Genomic DNA, 17,699 nt, shown 5'->3' with positions numbered 1-17,699 from the left:
CGAGAGGTCGCCGCGATGCCCGCAGCACCCGACAGCGCCCGTCGCGCGGCGGAGGCCGTGGCCGCCTTCGCCCGCGGGGAGCTGGTGCTCGTGCAGGACGACGAGGACCGCGAGGACGAGGGCGACCTCGTCTGCGCCGCCGAGACGGTCACGCCCGAGCAGGTGGCCTTCGTCGTGCGGTGGACCACCGGGATCGTCTGCGTCCCGATGACCGGGGCGGACCTCGACCGCCTGGCGCTGCCGCAGATGGTCGAGCAGAACGCCGAGAGCCTGCGCACGGCGTTCGCGGTGTCCGTCGACGCCGCCGCGGGGATCACCACGGGCGTCTCGGCCGCCGAGCGGGCCCTGACGATCCGCACCCTGGCCGACCCGGACACCACCGCCGCCGACCTCGTCCGGCCCGGGCACGTCTTCCCCCTGCGCTACCGCGAGGGCGGCCTGCGGGTGCGCCGCGGCCACACCGAGGCGACCGTCGACCTCGCGCTGGCGGCCGGACGCCGGCCGGTCGGTGTCCTCGCCGAGCTCGTCGCCGAGGACGGCTCGATGATGCGAGGGCCGCAGCTGCGGGCCTTCGCCTCCCGGCACCGCCTGCCGCACGTGACGGTGGGGGAGCTGGCCGAGCATCTGCCACCGCTCGCGGGGGCCGCAGCCGGGTCCGCTCGCGGCGCCGACGTCCGGTAGTGTGCTCCCCGGCGATCGCGCCGAGCGCCCGTAGCTCAACGGATAGAGCATCTGACTACGGATCAGAAGGTTGCAGGTTCGAGTCCTGCCGGGCGCGCTCGTCGAGACAGCGACGACGAAGGCCCCTGACCAGCAGACGTGCTGGCGGGGGTCTTCGGCGTGAGAGCTGCCAGCGACCGGCTGCGGCCCCTCGGAGGCCGACGTGCCACAGATGTGTCACAGGCGTCGACGCGCTGCCGTGGAGCTCGGCGCGCTGACCGCCGGAGGTCACCGGGTGGTCCCGCTCGGTGCGGCACGAGGTCCCTCGTCGACGAGCAGGGCCGCGTGGTGGTCACCGACGGCGGCGACTCCGCCCGCTGCTGCGGGTCCAGGAGCTGACGAGCCGGGTCGGCTCTGCGCGCCCCCTCTAGGTTGGTCGGCGTGGGCAGCCTCCTGGCGACCGCGCTCGGCCTGGGCGTGGCCGGCGTCGATCCCGCCGGCGCGCTGATCGCCGTCGCCGCCCTGGCCGCCGGTGCCCGCGACCGCGTGGTGCTGGGCTACGGCGCGGTGGTGCTGGTCGGGACCGCCGTCCTCGGCGCGGTGCTGTCCCTCACCGTCGGCAGCACCGTGGCCGAGGTCGACTGGTCGGTGCTCGTGCCGAGCGGTCGCGGCGGCGCGGTGCTCGAGCTCGTCGTGGGCGCGCTCGTGCTCGCGTGGGGGATGGTGCGCCTGGTGCGCCGCGGCGCGCGCACGCCGAGGCCGCGCCGCACCGCCACGGGCGCTGCGCGCCTGCTCGGCGTCGGTGCCGTGTTCGCGCTCAGCGCGGTCCTCGACCCCACCTTCCTCGCCCTGACCGTGCTGGCCGGACGAGGACAGGACGTGGTGGCGGTGGTGCTCGCGCACCTGCTGTGGGCCGTGGTCAGCCAGGCACCTCTGGTGCTGCTCCTCGTGGCCGTCGCGCGCGGTGGGCACCAGCGGGCCGTCGAGCGGTTCCGGACCTGGTGGGCGCGCGCCCAGCCGGGCCTGCGCCGCGTCGGGACCGCGGCGCTGCTCCTGATCGGCGCCGTGCTGGTCCTCGACGCCGCGTGGTGGTTCGCCACCGGCGGCTTCCTGCTGCCGGAGCCGTGACCCGGCAGCTGCCCACCGGTCGGGGTGGAGGAGCAGCGGATGAGCCTCGAAGCTGCCTCGACATTCCGTCGAGGGGCTGGTCCTCCTCGGTGCGGTCGCGCTCCTGGCGCACCGCGCCGGCACCTGGCTGCGCCGTCCCCGCGTCTCGCGGAGCCTGGACGGGGTGTGCGCCGCGGTCTTCCTCGGCTTCAGCGCCCGCCTGGCCCTGACCCGCTGACGGACCAGGAGGTTGCGAGTCCGGGTCCTGCCGGTCACGCTCGTCCGGACGGCGGCGCGACGGGCCCCGGTCGCCGACGGCGGCCGGCCGCCCACCTCTGGAGGAGTGCTGTGACGGGAGCCCAGGTCCGGGACGGCGCGGACGGCGCGGACGGCGCGGACGGCGCGGACGGCGCGGACGGCGCCGCGATCCGGACCCGGGTCGAGGAGCTGCTGTCGGCGATGACGCTGGAGGAGAAGGCCGGCCAGCTGACCCAGTACTTCTCCTTCGGCCTGCACGAGGACGACGCGGCGGTCGGGCCGTCGCCGCAGCGGCCGGGCGAGGTCGAGGACGCGCTGGCGCGCGGCGGGGCCGGGTCGCTGCTGTTCGTGACCGACCCGGCCGAGACCAACCGGCTGCAGCGGCGGGCGGTCGAGGGCAGCCGTCACGGGATCCCGCTGCTGTTCGGGTTCGACGTCATCCACGGGCTGCGCACGATCTTCCCGGTGCCGATCGCGATGGCGGCGTCGTGGGACCCCGCGACGATGGAGCGCGGGCAGGCGGTCGCGGCGCGCGAGGCCCGGGCGGTCGGCATCCACTGGACGTTCGCGCCGATGGTGGACGTCGCCCGCGACCCGCGGTGGGGGCGCATCGTGGAGGGGGCGGGGGAGGACCCCCACCTCGGTGCCGCGGTGGCCGCGGCCCAGGTGCGGGGCTTCCAGGGCGAGCGCCTCGGCGCCCCCGAGCGGATCATCGCCGGCCCCAAGCACTTCGCCGGGTACGGCGCCGCCCTGGGCGGGCGCGACTACGACGAGGTCGACCTGTCGGACGCGCAGCTGTGGAACGTCTACCTCCCGCCCTTCGAGGCCGCGGTCGCCGCGGGCGCCGGCAACGTGATGACGGCGTACATGCCCCTCAACGGCGTCCCCGCCACCGCCAACCGCTGGCTGCTCGTCGAGGTCCTCCGCGAGCAGTGGGGGTTCGAGGGGTTCCTCGTCAGCGACGCCAACGCCGTGCGCAACCTGGTCACCCACGGCTTCGCGGCCGACCCGACCGACGCCGCGGCGCGCGCGGCGGGCGCCGGTCTCGACCTCGAGATGGCCATGACGGACCCCGCCTACGCGCACCTGCCCGAGGCCGTGGCGAGCGGCGCGGTCAGCGTCGAGGCGGTCGACGCGTGCGTGCGGCGCGTCCTGGAGGCCAAGCTGCGCCTCGGCCTGTTCGAGTCCCCCTACGTCGACGAGGAGCGGGCCCGCGCCGTCCTGGCCGACCCCGCGCACCGCGAGGCGGCGCGGGAGGCGGCGCAGCGCTCGGCGGTGCTGCTGCGCAACGAGGCGGTGGCCGGCGCCCCGCTGCTGCCCCTGGACCCCGCGCGCCTGGGCTCGGTCGCGGTGCTCGGGCCGCTGGCGGACTCCAGGCGCGACACCCTCGGCCCGTGGGTGTTCGACGTCGACCTCGACGAGACCGTCACGGTGCTGCAGGGCCTGCGGACCAGGCTCGGGGAGGCCGTGCAGGTCCGCTGCGCGCCGGGCGTCCGTCCCGCGCAGCGGCTCTTCCCCTCCATCTTCGACGCGTTCCCCGGCAACACGCCCCCCGACCCCGAGGGCTTCGACGACGAGGCCGAGCTGGCCCGGGCCGTCGACCTGGCCCGCGAGGCCGACGTGGCCGTGGTGGTGCTCGGCGAGTGGCAGCACATGATCGGGGAGGCGGCCTCGCGGTCCTCCCTGGAGCTGCCCGGCCGCCAGCTGGAGCTGCTGCAGGCCGTCGTCGCCACCGGCACGCCCGTCGTGCTGCTGCTCCTGAACGGGCGGCCGCTGGACCTGCGCTGGGCGGTCGAGCACGTGCCGGCGATCCTCGACGTCTGGTACCCGGGCACCCAGGGCGGCACCGCGGTCGCGGACCTGCTGCTCGGGGACGTCTCGCCCGGCGGGAAGCTGCCGTTCTCCTGGCCGCGCTCCGTCGGGCAGGTGCCGGTGGTGCACTCCCACACCGCCTCGCACGAGCCGGAGAACCAGGCGAAGCGCTACTGGGACGAGGCGAGCACGCCCCTGTTCCCCTTCGGCTTCGGCCTGAGCTACGCCCGGTTCGACCACGCCGACCTGACCCTGGACCGGCAGTCGCTGCCCGTGGGCGAGAGCCTCACCGCCTCGGTCACCGTCACCAACGCCGGCGACCGGGACGCCGACGAGGTCGTCCAGCTCTACCTGCACCAGCGGCACGGGACGGCGGCGCGCCCGGTGCGCGAGCTGAAGGGCTTCCAGCGGGTGCACCTGCGGGCCGGCGAGTCGCGGACCGTGGCCTTCACCGTCGGGCCGGAGCACCGGCGCTACTGGAACGCCGCCGTCCGGGACGTCGTCCTCGAGGCCTCTCCCTTCGACGTGTGGGTGGGCGGGGACTCCACCGCGCAGCTGACGGCGACCTTCACCACGACGGACGGGCAGGCCTCCTAGCACGCGCGGTCCGCTCGCCGCGCGTCATCGACGAAAGGCGCACGGCGAGGGGACGGCGTCCCTACCCTGGCCGCCGTGGAGACCCCCGGAACCCGCCCGCTGCCGCGCGAGGGCCGCAGCGCGCTCGCCGCCGCGGCCCTGACCGACCTGACCGCCCTGTCCGCCCTGGCGGCGGCCGCCGCGGCCGGCGCCCCGCCCGCCGACGCCCGGGCCTGACGTCCGCGCCCGCCGGCGCAGCGGTGGCTCAGCCGAGGCTGGCGATCAGGTCGCGGCAGGCCTGCTCGCAGCGGCGGCACGCCTCGGCGCACACGCGGCAGTGCTCGTGCATCTCGGCGTGCTCGGCGCAGTCGTCCCCGCAGGCCCTGCACGCGGCGGCGCAGGCCTGCAGCACGGCGCGGGTGAGGTTCGCGTCGTAGCCGGTGTGCCGCGAGAGCACGCGGCCGGTGGTGACGCAGACGTCGGCGCAGTCGAGGTCGGTGCGGATGCACGTCGTCAGCTCCGCGACCATGTCCTCGCTCAGGCAGGCGTCGGCGCACGCGGTGCAGACCTGGGCGCACTCGAAGCAGGCGTCGATGCAGGCGCGCAGCTTCTCCTGGTCGACGCCGCCGAGGTCCTTGGGGTGGGCCTGCAGCATCCGGGCGGTGGTCGTGCTCATGGGGGTCGGCCTCCGGGCGCCGGGCGGGGAGCGGCGCGCTGCCGCTCGCGGGAACCGCCGACGCCGGTGCCCCTACCCGCGCGAGGAGCGTCCTGCACACCCCCGGCGGCGGCAGCGGGGCGGCGTGGTCTCAAGCCCGCGCGCGCCGCGGCCGATGCAGTGCGGGTGAGGCAGCGGCGGTGCGCGTGGACGGCCTAGCCGGGGTGACGGCGCGGATCGCGGAGATCCAGGGCCGGATCGCCTCCCTGACCTCCTCGAGCGCGACGGGCGCGCCGGCCTTCGCCGGCGCGCTGGACGGTGCGCTGGCGGCGACGGCGCCCCCTGCTGCCCCTGCCGGCAGCACCGCAGCCGTCGCCCTGGGCGCCGAGGACCAGCTGGCGGCGCTGCGCCTGGAGCGCGCGAGCCGCACCTCGACGGCCATGACCGCCGACGGCGTGCCCGTGGCCCTGGCCGGCTACGGCAACGGGCGCGTGCCCGAGCCGGCGCTCGCGCCGATCGGCCGCGGGGACCACCGGCTGTGGGCGCCGGCCGCCGACGCCTTCTCGAGCCTCGCCGCGGCCGCGGCGCGCGACGGCGTGCAGATCGGCGTCACGGACTCCTACCGCTCCTACGAGCAGCAGGTCGACCTCGCCCGCCGCAAGGGCCTGTACTCCCAGGGCGGCCTGGCGGCCGAGCCCGGCACGAGCGACCACGGCTGGGGCCGCAGCCTCGACCTCGACCTGGACGCGACGGCGCTGGCGTGGATGCGCGAGCACGGCGGCGAGTTCGGGTTCGCCGAGGACGTGCCGCGCGAGCCCTGGCACTGGACCTACTCCCCGCCGGGCTGATCCTCCGCGCTCCTGCCACCTCCTGCCACCTCCTGCAGCGCACCCTCCGGATGCGCGCCGCGCCGCCCGCCGGTTAGCGTCTGGCTCCTCCTCTGGGTCGCTTCTCGCCAGCGGTGGTCCGACGTCGTCCCGAACGCTGCGCGCTGGAGGCCCCATGACACCGCCGTGCTCCCTCCTGCCCCGGGCGGTGCCGGCGTGAGCGCCGTGCTCGAGGCCCGGGGCGTGGTGAAGTCCTTCGGGCACGTGCAGGTGCTGCGCGAGGTCGACTTCGTCGCGCACGCCGGCGAGGTCACCGCCCTCATCGGCGACAACGGCGCCGGCAAGTCCACCCTGATCAAGATCCTGTCCGGCGCCCTGCAGCGCGACGCCGGCGAGGTGCTCCTGGACGGCGAGCCGGTGCGGATGACCTCCCCGACCCACGCGCGGGAGCTGGGGATCGAGACCGTCTACCAGGACCTCGCGCTCGCGCCCGAGCTCGGCCCGGCCGAGAACGCCTTCGCCGGCCGCGAGCTGCTGCGCCCGGGCCTGCTCGGCCGCCTCGGGCTGCTGGACAAGCGCACGATGCGCGCCCGCGCGGCCGAGGCGTTCACCTCCATGGGCACGGACGTGAAGGACCTCGACGCCCCGGTCGGCGCGCTCTCCGGCGGGCAGCGCCAGAGCGTGGCGATCTGCCGCGCGGTGATGTGGGCCCGCCGGGTCGTCATCATGGACGAGCCGACCGCGGCCCTGGGCGTCCGGCAGACCGGCCGGGTGCTCGACCTCGTGCGCCGCGTCGCCGGCACCGGCGTCGCCGTGGTCCTCATCAGCCACAACATGCCGGAGGTGCTCCAGGTGGCCGACCGCGTGCAGGTGCTGCGCCTGGGGCGGCGGGTCGCGGACCTGCCCGCCCGCGGCGCCACCGTCGAGCAGCTCGTCGGCGCGATGACCGGGGCGCTGGACGCGCAGGCCGGCCGCCCCGCTCCCACCCCGGTCGCCGGTCCGGTTCCCGGCTCGGTCGCCGGCTCGGTTCCCAGCTCGTCCGCGGAGGTGGCCCGGTGAGCGCCGTCGACTCCTCTCGCACCGCCACCGGCACGGCCGAGCCGCCGCCCCCGGCGGCCCCGTCGTCGGCGAGCCTGCCGCCGTGGCGGCGGGCGCTGGGCTCCTCGGCGGCCTACATGGCCGGCGTCCTGCTCGTGCTGGTGCTCGTCTTCTCCTTCGCGCAGCCGGACTCGTTCCCGACGCTGAACACCGGGCGCAACATCCTCATGGACATGGCCGTGCTGCTCGTGATGGCGGTCGGCATGACGTTCGTGCTGGTCGCGGCGGGCTTCGACATCTCCATCGGGTCCGTGCTGGTCTTCTCCGGCGTGTGCGCGGCCAAGGTCATGGAGGCCACCGGCGGGCAGGGCGCCGGCACGGTCGTGCTCGGCCTGCTCGTCGCGCTGGCCGCCGGCACGGCCTGGGGGGCGGTCAACGGCTGGGTGATCGCCCGGCTGCGCGTGCCGGCCCTGATCACCACGCTGGGGTCCATGGGCGCCGCCCTCGGCGCCGCGCTGCTCATCAGCGACGGCACCGACGTGCGCACCGTGCCGCGGGCGCTCATCGCCGTCTCCGCCGACCGCCCGCTCGGCGTCAGCTGGCTGGTGTGGGTGGCGGCCGTGGTGGCGGTGGTCGGCGGCGTGGTGCTCTCCCAGACCCGCTTCGGCCGCCACACCCAGCTCATCGGCTCCAACGCGGAGTCCGCCCGCCGCTCCGGCATCGACGTCGACCGGCACACCTTCGTCCTCTACACCGTCAACGGCGCGCTCGCCGGGCTGGCCGGGATGCTCTCCCTGACCCGCTTCGCCACCACGACCGTCTCCGGGCACACCACCGACGGCCTCGAGGTGATCACCGGCGTCGTCCTCGGCGGCACGAGCCTGTTCGGCGGCATCGGCACCGTCCTGGGCACCACCATCGGCATGGCGATCCCGGCGGTGCTCAACAACGGCTTCGTGCAGATGAACGTGCAGCCGTTCTGGCAGGAGGTCGCCATCGGCGTCGTCCTCGTCGTCGCCGTCTACCTCGACCAGCTCAAGCGCCGCCGCCGCGAGCGGGTCTGAGCGCCGCCGCACCCCGCTCACCCCGCGCTCCCGACCCCGCGCCCTCCCGACTCCCGAAGGAGCTCCTCCCGTGCGTCCTCCCGCTTCCCGCGCCCGCCTGGCCCTCGCCCTGTCCGCCTCCGCCCTCCTCCTCGCCTCCTGCGGGGGCGGGGAGGAGGAGGCCGCGGGCTCGGGCGAGGAGGCGCTGTCCGTCGTCTACGTGCCGGGACTGACCGGCAACCCCTTCTACAACACGGTCGGGTGCGGAGCCCGCGACAAGGCCGAGGAGCTGGGCGTGGAGTTCGCCGTCCAGGGCTCCTCGGAGTTCGACGTCGCCGAGCAGACCTCGATCGTCAACGCCGTGGTCTCCGACGCCCCCGACGCGCTGATGATCTCCGTCACGGACGCCACCGCGATGCAGGTGCCGCTGCTGCAGGCCAAGGAGGCCGGCGTCGACGTCATCACCATCGACGGCGACCTGGAGGACAAGAGCATCGCCAGCTCGAACATCCAGTCCGACAACGAGGCCGGCGGGGCGCTGGCCGCCGAGCAGCTGGCGCAGATGGTCGGCGAGCAGGGGGAGGTCCTGGCGATCAACCAGTCCCCCGGCAACCCCATCGGCGAGGCCCGCGAGCGCGGCTTCCGCGAGAAGCTGGCCGAGTACCCGGGCATCACCTACCTGGGGGAGCAGTACGCGGAGAACCAGACCGCGCGGGCGGCGTCCATCGCGTCCTCGGCCGCCTCGTCCAACCCGAACCTCGTCGGCATCTACACGATGAGCACCAACAACACCGAGGGCGCCATCACGGGCGTGCGCGAGGCGGGGCGCACCGGCGAGGTGAAGGTCGTCGGCTACGACACCTCCGAGCCGATCCTGCAGGCCCTGGAGGACGGGAACGTCGACGGCATCGTCGTGCAGTACCCCTACGGCGAGGGCGCCCTGGGCGTGGAGACCGCCGTGGCGCTGGCGGACGGCGAGGAGGTCGAGCGCGAGCAGACCGTGCCGTTCGTCTTCGCCACGCCGGAGAACCAGGCCTCGGAGGAGGTGCAGCAGTACGTCTACCGCACCGACTGCTGAGCACGGGCGCGAGCCCGGGCCCGCAGCCGGGGGTGCGCTGCCCTGGTGGCGCACCGCGGTGGTCTACCAGGTCTTCCTGCGCAGCTTCGCCGACGCCGACGGCGACGGGGTGGGGGACGTCGCGGGCCTGCGCTCGCGCCTGCCGTTCCTCGCCGCCCTCGGCGTCGACGCGGTGTGGGTCAACCCCTGGTACCCCTCGCCCTGGGTGGACGCCGGGTACGACGTGGCGGACTACCGCGACGTCGACCCGGCCCTGGGCACCCTCGCCGAGGCCGAGGCGCTCGTCGAGCAGGCGCACGCCCTGGGGATGAGGGTGCTGCTGGACCTGGTGCCCAACCACACCTCCGCCGACCACGCGTGGTTCCGGGCCGCGCTGGCCGGGGACGCCGACGCCCGGGCCCGCTACCTGTTCCGGCCCGGGCGCGGCGAGCGCGGGCAGCTGCCGCCGAACGACTGGGAGAGCTGCTTCCGCGGCCCGGCGTGGACCCGCACGAGCGCGGACGACGGCACGCCGGGGGAGTGGTACCTGCACCTGTTCGCCCCCGAGCAGCCGGACCTGGACTGGTCCAGCCCGGCCGTGCGCGCGGAGCTCGTCGACGTCCTGCGGTTCTGGTTCGACCGCGGCGTCGACGGCTTCCGCATCGACGTCGCCCACGGCCTGGTCAAGGCGCCGGGGCTGCCCGACGCGCACGGGGCGGACCGCCGCGCCGAGGAGCACCCGGCCTGGGACCAGGACGAGGTGCACGAGGTCTACCGCGAGTGGCGCGCGGTCGCCGACTCCTACGACCCGCCGCGCGTCTTCGTCGCCGAGGCGTGGGTGGCCCGCCCGGAGCGGCTGCCGCTGTACCTGCGACCCGACGAGCTGCACGCGGCCTTCGAGTTCGAGCCGCTGCACGCGGCCTGGCGCGAGGGCCCGTGGCGGCGCGTCGTCGAGCGCAGCCTGGCCGCCGCGGAGGTGTCCGGGGCGCCGAGCTCCTGGGTGCTCACCAACCACGACGTCGTGCGCCAGGTCACCCGCTACGCCCGCTCCCAGCCGGAGGAGAAGGGCTCGAACGAGTCCGAGCGGGCCCGCTGGCCCACGCAGGCACCGGACCTGGCGCTCGGCCGGGCCCGCGCCCGCGCCGCCGCGGTGCTCGTGGCGGCGCTGCCCGGCGTCCTCTACCTCTACCAGGGCGAGGAGCTGGGGCTGGAGGAGGTCGAGGACATCCCCTCGCACCGGCGGGTGGACCCCATCCACGCGCGCTCCGGCGGCACCGACCCCGGACGCGACGGGTCGCGGGTGCCGCTGCCGTGGTCCGGGGACGCCCCGCCCTACGGCTTCTCGCCCCCGGGCTCCGCGCCGCCGTGGCTGCCGCAGCCGGCCGGGTGGGGGCCGCTGACCGTCGAGGCGCAGGAGCACGACCCGGACTCCACGCTGAACCTGTACCGGCGCGTGCTCGCCCTGCGCCGCGAGCTGATGACGGGGCCCGAGCCGCTGCAGTGGGAGGACGCCCCGGCCGGGGTGCTGGCGTTCCGGCGCGGGAGCACCCGGGTCTGGGTGGCCTTCGGCCCCGACGACGTCGCGCTGCCGCCCGGTGCGCGCGTCCTCGTCGCCTCCCGGCCCGGGGTGGCGTCGGTGCTGCCGGCGGACACCGCGGTGTGGTGGGCGCCGACCGACGGCGCCCAGGAGGAGGACGCAGGGTGAGGATCGTCTGGAACAGCTTCAACGGCCGGTGCTCGGACAGCCCCCTCGCCCTGTGCGAGGCGCTGCTGGCGCGCGGGGACCGCGCCGAGCACGTGTGGCTGGCCGACCCCCGCTGGGGCGGGGCCTTCCCCGACGGGGTGCGCACGGTGCGCATCGGCAGCGACGAGGCCGTGGCGGCGCTGGAGTCCGCGGACGTGCTCGTCTCCAACACCCACATCCAGCTCGACGAGTGGCGCAAGGCCCCCGGCACCACCTACCTGCAGACCTGGCACGGCACCCCGCTCAAGCGCATCCACCGCGACGCCGCGCACCTGCCCGAGGCGGCGGTCCTGGCGACCCTCGACGAGGACATCGCCCGCTGGGACCACCTCGTCTCCCCCAGCGCGGAGGCGACCCGGCTGCTGCGCGCGGCCTTCCGCTACGACGGGGACGTGCTGGAGACCGGCTACCCCCGCAACGACGTCCTCAACGCACCCGACCGCGACGCCCGGCGGGCCCGGGTGCGCGCCGAGCTCGGCGTCCCCGACGGCACCACCGCCGTCCTGTACGCCCCGACGTGGCGCGACGACGAGGCGACCGGGGACGACGACGTCCCCCTCGGCCTGGACGTCCCCGCGCTCGCGGACCGCCTCGGCGACGGGCACGTGCTGCTGCTGCGCCTGCACCACTACATGCACCACCAGCGCCGGCCCGCCGAGTCGACGACCGTGCGGGACGTCTCCGCGCACCCGGACATCTCCGCCCTGTACCTGGCCGCCGACGTCCTCGTCACCGACTACTCCTCGGCGGTGTTCGACTTCGCGGTCACCGGCAAGCCGGTGGTGCTGTTCACCTACGACCTGGAGCACTACCGCGACTGCCTGCGCGGCTTCTACCTCGACCTGCAGGCCGAGGCGCCCGGGCCGCTCGTGCCCACCCAGGAGGAGCTGGCGGCGGCGCTGCTCGACCTGCCCGCGGTGGCCGCCGCGCACGCGGACCGCTACGCCCGCTTCGTCGACCGGTACTGCCACCTGGACGACGGCCGGGCCAGCGAGCGGGTGCTGGCGGCGGTGTGGCCGCGGTGAGCGGGCAGACTGCCCGCCCATGAGCGCGCTGCACCAGGCCGGCTCCTGCGGCCCCTCCCGTGTCGCGGACGCCGTGCGGAGCGTGGAGGCGGCCATGGACGCCCTCGACCGCGTCCGCTCCGGCACCGCGGCGGCGAACACCCACGGCGGCGACCCGGGCCTGCACCGCAACCGCACCTCGCTGCTGCGCCACTGCGTCAACTACCTCGTCGCCGCGGCGGCCACGGGCGACGTCGAGGCGCCGGGGCCCGTCGTCGACGTCGGCGCCGGCACCGGGTCCTTCTCCGGGCTGCTGCGCGAGCGCCTCGGCCGCCCGCTGACCCTGGTCGATCCCGATGAGCAGCACGCGGCCCTGGCGGCGGCCGCCTTCCCCGACGTCGTCGTCCGGGCCGACCTGGCGGCCGCTCCCGCCGCCGCCGTCGTGGCCGCGATGGAGGTCGTCGAGCACCTGCGCCCGGCCGAGCAGCAGGGGTTCGTCGCCGCCCTCGCCGAGCGGGTGCGCCCCGGCGGCGCGCTCGTGCTCTCCACCCCCGACGAGTCCGGCTACCTCGGCGGCTGGTCGGGCTACGCCCCGCACGTCGGGCCCCTGGACGCCGCGGCGCTGCTGCGCGTGGTGGTCGCGGGCACGGGCGGGTGGCCGGTGCGGGTGCTGCGGATCGACGGGCCGGCCTTCCGGCTCACCCGCCTCGGCGCGGTGCTGCAGCCCGTGGGCAACCGGGCCTGGACGGCCGCCAGCCGCCTCGTCGGTGGCCTGGAGCCGCTGGCCGTGCGCGCGGTGCACCGGATCACCCGCGACCGGCCCGCGGCCGCGGTGCCCCCGGACGGCGCCTGGAGCGTCGCGGACGTGCTCGCGCAGCCGGCGGCGCCCGGCACCGGGCTGCTCGCCGTCGCGCGCCGCCCCGCCTGACGCGCACCCGCGTCCTGGGGCGGGTGCCGTGGGCCCGCCCTCAGGCCATCGACCGGCCCTGCCGGATCACCCGGGCACCGAGGAGCGGTCCATCAGCCGCTGGGCACCGTCGACGGGCTGGTCGATCGCGGCCCGGCGAGAGCGGTTCGGAGCGCGGCGAGCGTCGACCTCCCGCCGGGTCTGACGGGTGCTCAGCGCGGGACGAGGGCGGCGCCGAAGGCGGTGAAGAGGCCGCCGGTGACGGCGTCGATGCCCCGGCGCGCCCGCTGGTAGGCGCGCACGGCGGGTGGGGTGCTGGCGGCCAGCGCGACGGCGGAGAACCAGGTCGAGGCGATGGTGAGCATGGCGACCAGGATCACGGCTCGTCGCCCGGGGCTGGTGCCGACCGGCAGCAGGCTGGCGAACAGGGCGCCGAAGAAGACCAGGGCCTTGGGGTTGGCCAGGTTGGTCACCAGCCCGATGCGCCAGGCGTCCAGCCCGCTGCGCCGATCCACCACCGAGCCTTCGCCGGGCGAGCCGGCAGCACCGGCGCCTGCCTCCCCGGGGGTGCCGGTGGGACCGCGCCAGGCGCCGGCCAGGGTGGTCACGCCGAATCCGATCAGGACCACGGCCCCCAGCAGACGCAGGGCGGTGTACAGGTCCTCGTGGCGCTCCAGCAGGGCGCTGATGCCGACCAGGGCCGCGACCGCCCAGCACGCGATGCCGGTGACCACGCCGAGCCCGGCGAGCAGGCCGGCGGCGCGGGAGCGGGTCGAGGCGGTGCGCAGCACCACCAGGAAGTCCGGGCCCGGGCTGACCACCGCGAGGATCCACGCTGCGAGCAGGGGTGCGGCGGCGGCCAGGGACATCGCGGGCTCCTCAGGGACGGGAGGGGTGAGCGGTCAGGGCGGTGGGGGGTGCGGGTCGGTCGAGGACCGGAGCGGTGATCACCACGGTGACGTCGACGTCCACCTCGCCGGTGCGGTACTCGTGCGCGCTGTCGCCGGCGAAGGCGAGCAGGTCACCAGGACCCAGGGCGCGCAGGGCCCCGCTCGGCCCGGCGCTCAGGTGGCCGGCGGCGACCAGCAGGTGCTCGACGGTGCCCGGAGCGTGCGGCACCCCGTGCAGATGGGTGCGGGCTGGCATGCGCAGGCGCCACAGCTCCAGGCTGTGCCCGCTGCTGATCCGGCGCAGCAGCTCCCGGGTCGGCCCGTCGGTGTTCGGCGGGGTGGCTGGGACGAGCACCGGTCCGGCGCTGGTGGGCCGGGCCAGCAGGTCGGTCAGCGGGATGCTCAGCGCGACCGCGATCGCGTCCAGGGTGTCGATCGTGGGATTGCCGCTCCCGGCCTCCAGCCCGGAGAGGGTGGCTTTGCTGATCCCAGCGCGCCGGGCCAGCTCGGCCGCGCTCATCCCGCGCTGCTCGCGCCGGCGCCGGATCTGAGCGCCCACCGCCGTCGAGGCGGCGCTGGACGCCGGGCCGGTGCGGCGTGCGCGCCGTCCAGCCTCACCGTCCGCCACCCGAGGAGGATCGGTCCGGTCACTCACGAGAGCGGCCGGTGCCCGGCGGTGCAGGCGACGCGGAAGCGTCCCTCTCGACGCTCACCTCCTGCTCGACCCGCAGCTGCCAGGCGCCCGGGCCGTCGGCCGCCTCAGCGACCACGGGCTCGCCGGCGTCGACACGCCGCGGGACCAGCGAGCGGCTCGGCAGGCACCTGACGTCGGCGATGAACCATGTGTTCACTGTACCGAACAGCGACCGGCAGGCTCGCGGTCAGCGCCGCGGTGGGCCGATCCGCCGCGCGCGGACGACGACGTCGTCGAGCGGAACGGCGCCTGCGCCGTCGGGTCGCTGGACCACGTGCGTCCTGGGCTCCGCGACGAGGACCTCCCACTCGTCCTCGGGCAGACCGGCCGTGACCTGCTCCGCCCGGATCCGCGCGCCGGGCGGGTGCGCGTGCCCGTGACCACCGTGCCCGTGACTGCCGTGCCCGTGGTCGCCGGCTCCGGTGCCCGGTCCGCCGTCGTGGCCGACGACGAGCAGCGTGCCCCCGGGCGCGACCCAGGACGCGAGCCGGGCGAACAGGTCCTCCGCGGGCCCGGGCACGTGGACGTAGGAGGAGGTGACGAGGTCGAACCGGCGCTCGCCGGGGCTCCAGGCGGTCAGGTCGGCACGGACCCGCTCGATCCGGTCCGCGACGTCCTGCCCGGCGGCGCGGGCGGCGTCCTGCGCGTGCGCCAGCGCGGCGGCGGAGACGTCGACGGCGGTGACGCGCCAGCCGCGGGAGGCGAGCCAGACCGCGTCGGCGCCGCGTCCGCAGCCCGCGTCCAGGGCCAGCCCCGGCGCGAGCGGGCCGGCCTCCGCGACCAGCGACGGGCTCGGGCCGTGCGTGCTCGTGGGCTCGCCGCGGCGGTACCGCTCCTCCCAGTACTCGGCGCCGAACTCACCGGAGGCCGGGCGGTCATCGCCGGTGGCGTCGTCGTCCTGCTCGTGCTCGCTCATGTCGCACCTCCTGCCGACGAGCATCGGCACCGCGACCCGTGCCTGCAAGCGCCCTCGCGATGCTGGCAAGCCGGCAGGTCAGGGAGCGTCCAGGTGGGCGCGTTCGCCGTGGCCGTCGAGGATCGTGAGGATCTCCGCGGGCCCGCCGACGCCGACGACGCAGTGCGGGGTCATGGTGCTGAACGACGCCGCCTCGCCCGCCGCGACGACGTGCTCGCGCCCACCCAGGACGAGCCGGACCGTGCCGGTGAGGACGTAGAACCAGTCGCGGCCGGGGTGGACCCTGCGCTCGGGCTCGGCGCTCGTGCTCGCGGGCACGCGCAGCTTGGCGACGACGCGGCCCGACGGGTCGTCGTGCCGGGTGAGCATCCACACCGCGCCACCGTCCCCGGACGGCGTCGGGCGGATCACCACGTCGTCGCCGTCGTCGTCGGCGAGCAGCTCGTCGACGGTGACGTCGAGCGCCCGGGCCAGCGTGACGAGCTGGTCGACGGCGAGCCGGCGCTGCCCGGTCTCGATCCGGCTGATCGTCGACGCGCCGAGGTGCGCGCGGGCCGCCAGGTCGTCCAGGGTCCACCCCCGGGCCTGCCGCAGCGTGCGCAGCCGCCGTCGGGCGGTCTCCTCCAGCTCGACGCCCTCACCCACGGCCGGACCCTACGGCGCCGGCCGGCCTGGGGACGACCGACGCGGGGACGACCGACGCGGGGACGACCGACGGGGCGGCCGCCGGCCGTCGGCGGGGATCAGCCCAGGACGGCGCGGGCGGCCTCGCGGGCCGAGGCCGGGTCCTCGCACGCGAGGACGGCGCGCGCGGCCTCCTCGCAGGCCCCGCGGTCGACCGCGGCGAGGCGGGCGCCGACGCCGGCGACCGCGGCGGCGGCCGCGGACAGCGACGTCACCCCGAGCCCGACGAGGACGCAGCCGAGCAGCGGGTCGGCCGCGGCCTCCCCGCACACCCCGACGGGCTTGCCGGCGGCGCGGCCGGCGGCGGCCGTGCGGGCGACGAGGTCGAGGACGGCCGGCTGCCACGGGTCGGTCAGGGTCGCGAGCTCGGCGGAGAGCCGGTCGGCGGCCATCGTGTACTGGGACAGGTCGTTGGTGCCCAGGGACAGGAAGTCCACGGAGCGCAGCAGCTGCTCGGCGCGCAGGGCCGCCGCGGGCACCTCGACCATGACCCCGGGCACCAGGTCGCGCGTGCGGGCGCGCTCGGCGAAGAACGCCGCCTCCGCGGGGGTGGCGACCATGGGCGCCATCACCCACGGTCGCTGGCCCGTGCGCTCGGCGGCCAGCGCGACGCCGTCGAGCTGGCGGTCGAGGATGCCCGGGTCGTCGAGGGCGATGCGCAGCCCGCGCACCCCCAGGGCGGGGTTGGGCTCGTCGTGCGCGCCGGCGAAGGCGAGCGGCTTGTCCGAGCCCGCGTCGAGGGTGCGCAGCACGACCTTGCGCCCGGCGAAGGCCTCGAGCACGCCCGCGTAGGCCTGCGCCTGCTCCTCCACGGTGGGCTCGGTCTCGCGGTCGAGGAAGGCCAGCTCGGTGCGGAAGAGCCCGACGCCCTCGGCCGGGCCCGACGCCGCGGCGCGGGCACCCGCGCCGTCCTGGACGTTGGCGAGCACCTCCACCCGGTGCCCGTCGGCGGTGCGGCCCGGCCCGCGCCAGGACTCCACGGCCCGGCGCCGCGCGGCCGCGGCCTCGGTGCGCTCGGCCGCCGCGGCGGGGTCGGGGCCGACGACGACCTCGCCCGTGCCGCCGTCCACGAGCACGCGCGTGCCGGCCGCGACGGCGTCCAGGCCGGGGACGGCGACGACGCAGGGGATGCCCAGCTGGCGAGCGATGATCGCCGTGTGGCTGGTCGGCCCGCCGAGGCGCGTGGCGAGGGCCACGACGCGGGTGGGGTCGAGCCCGGCGGTGTCGGCGGGCGCGAGGTCGTCCGCGAGCAGCACCGAGGGCTCCTCGGGGCTGGGCACGCCCGGCTCGGGCTCGCCGGCCATCTCGGCCAGCAGCCGGTCGCGCAGGTCGTGCAGGTCGGTGACGCGCTCGGCCATGACGCCCCCGAGCTGCGCGAACAGCGCCGCGAACTGCTCCACGGCCGCCACGGCGGCCTGCGGCGCCGGCGAGCCGGCGGCGATCGCCTGCTCCACCGCGCCGAGCAGGCCGCGGTCGCGGGCGAGGCCGGCGGTGGCCGCCAGCACCTCGGCGGCGGCGCCGGTGGCGCCCGCCGCCCGGGCCGCGAGCCGGTCGGCGACGGCCGCCGACGCCGCGGTGAAGCGCTCGCGCTCGGCCGCGCGGCCGGCCTCGGGGACGTCGCCGGCGGGGGCCGGCAGGGCGGGGCGGGGAGCGGGGCGCACGACGGGGCCGGTGCCGACGCCGGGGACGACCGGCGTCCCCGTGAGCACGCCTTGCGGTGCGGGTCGGGTCTGCAGCGTCACGTCGTCCTCCGCGGTGAGGTCGGGCCGGGTGCCGTCGACGACGAGGTTACGGGCACGGGCCCTTGACATGTCAAGACGTCCGGGC

The 17,699-nt window shown here is 76.7% G+C and carries 17 protein-coding genes and 1 tRNA gene; 12 read left to right on the top strand and 6 right to left on the bottom strand.

The genetic code is table 11. From position 1 onward, the window contains the following. Positions 1-15: 15 nt before the first annotated feature. The 5 genes from ribB (at position 16) to BLS82_RS15590 (ending at position 4,650) form a co-directional block, all read left to right on the top strand. Positions 16-681, top strand: coding sequence for a 3,4-dihydroxy-2-butanone-4-phosphate synthase (ribB, locus tag BLS82_RS05095; protein ID WP_092862053.1), 666 nt, complete (start codon positions 16-18; stop codon positions 679-681). A gap of 24 nt (positions 682-705) precedes the next feature. Then, positions 706-778, top strand: a tRNA-Arg gene (locus BLS82_RS05090). A 323-nt stretch (positions 779-1,101) separates the two neighbouring features. Further along, entirely contained in the window at positions 1,102-1,788 is a 687-nt protein-coding gene (locus BLS82_RS05085; protein WP_092862051.1) for a hypothetical protein, read from the top strand. 405 nt (positions 1,789-2,193) lie between these two features. Further along, positions 2,194-4,434: a beta-glucosidase BglX gene (gene bglX / locus BLS82_RS05080; protein WP_369811045.1), complete on the top strand. Its 2,241-nt coding sequence runs from the start codon at positions 2,194-2,196 to the stop codon at positions 4,432-4,434. Between the two features lie 75 nt (positions 4,435-4,509). Next, entirely contained in the window at positions 4,510-4,650 is a 141-nt protein-coding gene (locus tag BLS82_RS15590; RefSeq protein WP_176818930.1) for a hypothetical protein, read from the top strand. 28 nt (positions 4,651-4,678) lie between these two features. Here the strand turns inward: BLS82_RS15590 and BLS82_RS05075 are convergent, their stop codons facing one another. Further along, positions 4,679-5,089 (bottom strand): four-helix bundle copper-binding protein, encoded by a 411-nt coding sequence (locus BLS82_RS05075; RefSeq protein WP_092862047.1) that lies wholly within the window; start codon positions 5,087-5,089, stop codon positions 4,679-4,681. Between the two features lie 185 nt (positions 5,090-5,274). Here BLS82_RS05075 and BLS82_RS05070 point away from each other — a divergent pair, with 185 nt between their 5' ends. The 7 genes from BLS82_RS05070 (at position 5,275) to BLS82_RS05035 (ending at position 12,709) form a co-directional block, all read left to right on the top strand. Next, positions 5,275-5,916: a M15 family metallopeptidase gene (locus BLS82_RS05070; RefSeq protein WP_092862806.1), complete on the top strand. Its 642-nt coding sequence runs from the start codon at positions 5,275-5,277 to the stop codon at positions 5,914-5,916. Between the two features lie 195 nt (positions 5,917-6,111). Next, complete coding sequence (locus BLS82_RS05060; RefSeq protein WP_092862805.1) at positions 6,112-6,954, top strand: ATP-binding cassette domain-containing protein; 843 nt, start codon at positions 6,112-6,114, stop codon at positions 6,952-6,954. Continuing rightward, positions 6,951-7,997, top strand: coding sequence for an ABC transporter permease (locus BLS82_RS05055; RefSeq protein WP_218123572.1), 1,047 nt, complete (start codon positions 6,951-6,953; stop codon positions 7,995-7,997). Before BLS82_RS05060 ends, BLS82_RS05055 begins: the two co-directional genes overlap by 4 nt. A gap of 70 nt (positions 7,998-8,067) precedes the next feature. Continuing rightward, entirely contained in the window at positions 8,068-9,054 is a 987-nt protein-coding gene (locus tag BLS82_RS05050; RefSeq protein WP_218123571.1) for an ABC transporter substrate-binding protein, read from the top strand. A gap of 58 nt (positions 9,055-9,112) precedes the next feature. Beyond that, positions 9,113-10,738, top strand: a complete 1,626-nt coding sequence (locus BLS82_RS05045; RefSeq protein ID WP_255378118.1) for a glycoside hydrolase family 13 protein — start codon at positions 9,113-9,115, stop codon at positions 10,736-10,738. After that, positions 10,735-11,802, top strand: a complete 1,068-nt coding sequence (locus BLS82_RS05040) for a CDP-glycerol glycerophosphotransferase family protein (protein ID WP_092862041.1) — start codon at positions 10,735-10,737, stop codon at positions 11,800-11,802. Before BLS82_RS05045 ends, BLS82_RS05040 begins: the two co-directional genes overlap by 4 nt. A 19-nt stretch (positions 11,803-11,821) precedes the next feature. Next, entirely contained in the window at positions 11,822-12,709 is an 888-nt protein-coding gene (locus BLS82_RS05035) for a methyltransferase domain-containing protein (RefSeq protein ID WP_092862039.1), read from the top strand. A 191-nt stretch (positions 12,710-12,900) separates the two neighbouring features. Here BLS82_RS05035 and BLS82_RS05030 read toward each other — a convergent pair whose 3' ends face one another. The 5 genes from BLS82_RS05030 to BLS82_RS05005 form a co-directional block, all read right to left on the bottom strand. Continuing rightward, positions 12,901-13,557: a LysE family translocator gene (locus tag BLS82_RS05030; RefSeq protein ID WP_092862037.1), complete on the bottom strand. Its 657-nt coding sequence runs from the start codon at positions 13,555-13,557 to the stop codon at positions 12,901-12,903. Positions 13,558-13,567: 10 nt separating this feature from the next. Beyond that, positions 13,568-14,137: a helix-turn-helix domain-containing protein gene (locus BLS82_RS05025; RefSeq protein ID WP_255378155.1), complete on the bottom strand. Its 570-nt coding sequence runs from the start codon at positions 14,135-14,137 to the stop codon at positions 13,568-13,570. 322 nt (positions 14,138-14,459) lie between these two features. Further along, positions 14,460-15,188: a class I SAM-dependent methyltransferase gene (locus BLS82_RS05015; RefSeq protein WP_092862031.1), complete on the bottom strand. Its 729-nt coding sequence runs from the start codon at positions 15,186-15,188 to the stop codon at positions 14,460-14,462. A gap of 78 nt (positions 15,189-15,266) precedes the next feature. After that, on the bottom strand, positions 15,267-15,833 hold the full coding sequence (locus BLS82_RS05010) for a helix-turn-helix domain-containing protein (RefSeq protein ID WP_092862029.1): 567 nt from the start codon (positions 15,831-15,833) through the stop codon (positions 15,267-15,269). 98 nt (positions 15,834-15,931) lie between these two features. Continuing rightward, positions 15,932-17,683: a putative PEP-binding protein gene (locus BLS82_RS05005; RefSeq protein WP_092862027.1), complete on the bottom strand. Its 1,752-nt coding sequence runs from the start codon at positions 17,681-17,683 to the stop codon at positions 15,932-15,934. Positions 17,684-17,699 lie beyond the last annotated feature (16 nt).

The sequence above is a fragment of the Quadrisphaera sp. DSM 44207 genome, assembly GCF_900101335.1.
Classification (GTDB): Bacteria; Actinomycetota; Actinomycetes; order Actinomycetales; family Quadrisphaeraceae; genus DSM-44207.
This window is presented reverse-complemented; position numbering and strand designations above follow the sequence as displayed.